3 protein-coding genes are annotated in these 2,917 nt (G+C 71.7%); 2 read left to right on the top strand and 1 reads right to left on the bottom strand.

What is annotated here, in order from left to right:
• Positions 1 to 835: dihydrolipoamide acetyltransferase family protein (locus N878_RS16780; RefSeq protein WP_021444763.1), on the top strand; the 835-nt coding region annotated here is incomplete at its 5' end.
• 10 nt (positions 836 to 845) lie between these two features.
• Positions 846 to 1,088, top strand: a complete 243-nt coding sequence (locus tag N878_RS16775) for an acyl carrier protein (RefSeq protein WP_021444762.1) — start codon at positions 846 to 848, stop codon at positions 1,086 to 1,088.
• An 11-nt stretch (positions 1,089 to 1,099) separates the two neighbouring features.
• Here N878_RS16775 and N878_RS16770 read toward each other — a convergent pair.
• Positions 1,100 to 2,917, bottom strand: a 1,818-nt coding sequence (locus tag N878_RS16770) for a heavy metal translocating P-type ATPase (protein WP_021444761.1), incomplete at its 5' end; no start/stop codon positions are given.

The raw sequence follows: 2,917 nt of genomic DNA, 5'->3' as shown, positions 1-2,917 counted from the left end.
AGGCGCACCCGTGCTGGCCGCCACGACTCGCCCACGCATCTCCCCGGCGGCGCGCAAACGGGCCGCCGAACTGGGGCTGGACGCCGCAACCCTGAACGGCAGCGGCCCCCATGGCGTGGTCAGTCTGGAAGACGTCGAGGCCGCCGCTCGGGCAGCCGTGCCGGTGGACCGTCAGGCCAGCATGCGCCATGCGATCGCCGCGGCCATGAGCCGTTCCAAGCGCGAAATCCCGCATTACTACCTGAGCGAGAGCATCGCCCTCGGCCAGCTGATGACCTGGTTGCAGGCCCGCAATGCCGAGCTGCCCCCGGAGCAGCGCCTGCTGCCCGTGGTGCCGCTGCTCAAGGCGGTGGCCCTGGCGCTACGCGAGTATCCGCAGCTCAACGGTTTCTGGCGCGACGACGCCTTCCAGGCGGCGCCGGGCATTCATCTGGGCGTGGCCATCGCGCTACGCCAGGGCGGTCTGATCGCCCCGGCGCTGCACGAGGTCGCCGACAAGCCGCTGCCGCAGCTGATGAGCGAGTTCAGCGATCTGGTCCAGCGTGCCCGCAGCGGCTCCCTGCGCAGCTCGGAGCTGAGCGACGCCAGCCTGACCGTCACCAATCTGGGTGAGCAGAGCGTGGACAGCGTATTCGGCGTGATCTATCCGCCGCAGGTCGCGCTGGTCGGCTTTGGCGGTATCGGCGAGCGTCCCTGGGTCGAGGCGGGGCAGCTCTGCGTGCGGCCGCAGGTGGTCGCTAGCCTGGCCGCCGATCATCGCGCCAGCGACGGTCACTTGGGCGCGCGCTTTCTCGGCGCCATCGGCCGGTTGCTGCAAGAGCCCGAACGGCTCTGAGGAGGGTGCGATGGACGCCGCAGAGATCCGCCGCCTGGTGCTCGAAGAGCTGCAACGCATCGCCCCGGAGCTGGAGCCCGCACAGCTGCGCGGCGACCGCCCGCTGCGCGACGAGGTGGACCTGGATTCGATGGACTGGCTGCGCCTGCTCAGTGCGCTGCACCAGCGCCTGGGGGTGAACATCCCCGAAGCCGACTACCGGCGCCTGGACAGCCTGGACGCGTTGGTGGCCTATCTCGCTCGCCGCGTCTGAGATACACCGCCTCAGCGCCTGTCGAGGCTGTGGTAGAGCTCGTCCTCCTGGGCGAAATGCAGGCTCAGCAGGGTGTCCAGGCGCAGCAGCAGGCGCTGGATTTCCGCCAGCGAGCTACCCTTGGCATCGCCCGACAGGTCGGCACTCATGCGCTCCAGCAGGTGTGCCAGACGGAAGATTTCCCGATGGGTATGGCTCAGCGCCGCTAGCGGGTCCTCGCCCGGCAGGCGCTGGGCCAGTTGCGGATACAGGCGGTCCTCGTCGGCTTGCTCATGGGGGATCAGCTGGCGCTGCAGCGCCTCGACCAGGCCGGCCAGTTCCTCCCGCGCCTGGGCAGGCGGCGTGCTGTCGAGGCCTTCGGCCGCCGCGCGCAGCCGTTCGAGCAGGGGCAGGAGGGCGGCATGCTCCTGGCGCAGGCTGTCGATCCATTCGCCGGTGAGTGCGGGGGCCGCCCGTTCGCGCCAGCCAGCGCCGAGTGCGCGCAGCGCATTGCCGATCACCGCCAGGTCGATGACTTCCTGCACGATCGCTCCCGCCAGTGCCGGCAGATAACCGGCGACTGCCAGCAGCATGGCCAGCAGCGACAGGCCCATCCCCACCATGACCCCCTGCACCGCGATGCCCCGGGAGCGGCGGGCGATGCGCAGGGCTTCGGCGACGCGGTCCAGGCGGTCGGCCAAGAGCACCACCCCGGCCGCTTCGGAAGAGGCGCTGGTCCCGCCAGCGCCCAGGGCGATGCCGACATCGGCCGCCGCCAGGGCCGGGGCGTCGTTGATGCCGTCGCCGACCATCAGGCGGGTGCCGTCGCTCTTGCCCTGGGCGATGGCCGCGACCTTGCCGGCGGGGGAGAGGCCGGCCCGGATCTCGTCGACGCCGACGGCCATGCCGATGGTCTGCGCCGCCTCCGAACGGTCGCCGGTGAGCATGACGATGTGGCGGATGCCGGCCTGGCGCAGCAGGCGCAAAGCCCGCGGGGACTCCAGGCGCAGGCGGTCGGAGAACAGCACGGCGCCGGCCATCACGCCGTCGATGGCGATAAAGCTGGCGCCGGCCACCTCGTAGGCCATGCGCCGCAGCATGCCCTCGGTCCAGGGCACGGCCGGGGTGGCCGCGGCGACATAGTCATGGCCGCCGAGCATCACCGCGTGCCCGTCGACCACCCCGCACAGGCCGGCCCCGGGCTGCTCTTGCACCTCCAGGGCACGTTCCAGGCTCAGCCCGTGGCCCTGCGCGGCCTCGACTATGGCCTGCGCCACCAGGTGCGGCGAAGACTGCGCCAGCGAGCCGGCCAGGCGCAGCAGCTGCTCCTGCGAGTAGCTGCCTGCGCTTTCCACGGAAAGTACGCTGGCATGCCCCGTGGTCAGGGTACCGGTCTTGTCGAGAAACAGCAGCCTGGCGCGGGCCAGCGCCTCCAGGGTGGCGCCGTCCTTGACCAGGATGCCGCGGTGCGCACAGCGCGAGATGCCGGACATGATCGCCACCGGCACCGCCAGGATCAGCGGGCAGGGCGTGGCCACCACCAGCACCGCCAGCACGCGCAGCGGGTCGCCGCTGATCAGCCAGGCCAGGCCAGCCAGCGCCAGGGTGACGGGGATCAGCAGCAGGGCGTAGCGGTCGGCCAGGCGCACGAAGGGCGCGCGCGACAGGCGTGCGGCCTCGACCATCCGCACGATGGCCGCGTAGGTGCTCTGGGTCGCCGGGTGGCTGGCGCGCATCTCGAACGGCGCGCCGGCGTTCAGCGCGCCACTGCGCAAGGCTTCGCCGGGAGCGCGACGCACCGGCAGCGGCTCGCCGGTCAGGGCCGATTCGTCCAGGGTGGCCGTGCTGTC

Origin of the sequence: Pseudomonas sp. EGD-AK9, assembly GCF_000465935.2 — a bacterium.
GTDB lineage: Bacteria > Pseudomonadota > Gammaproteobacteria > Pseudomonadales > Pseudomonadaceae > Aquipseudomonas.
Note: the sequence above shows the minus strand (reverse complement) of the source record. Positions and strands in the feature narration are given on the sequence as shown.

What these genes read in the sequence shown, in the direction of transcription:
- N878_RS16775 (WP_021444762.1), top strand. Translation starts at nt 846, where the DNA reads ATGGACGCCGCAGAGATCCGCCGCCTGGTGCTCGAAGAGCTGCAACGC.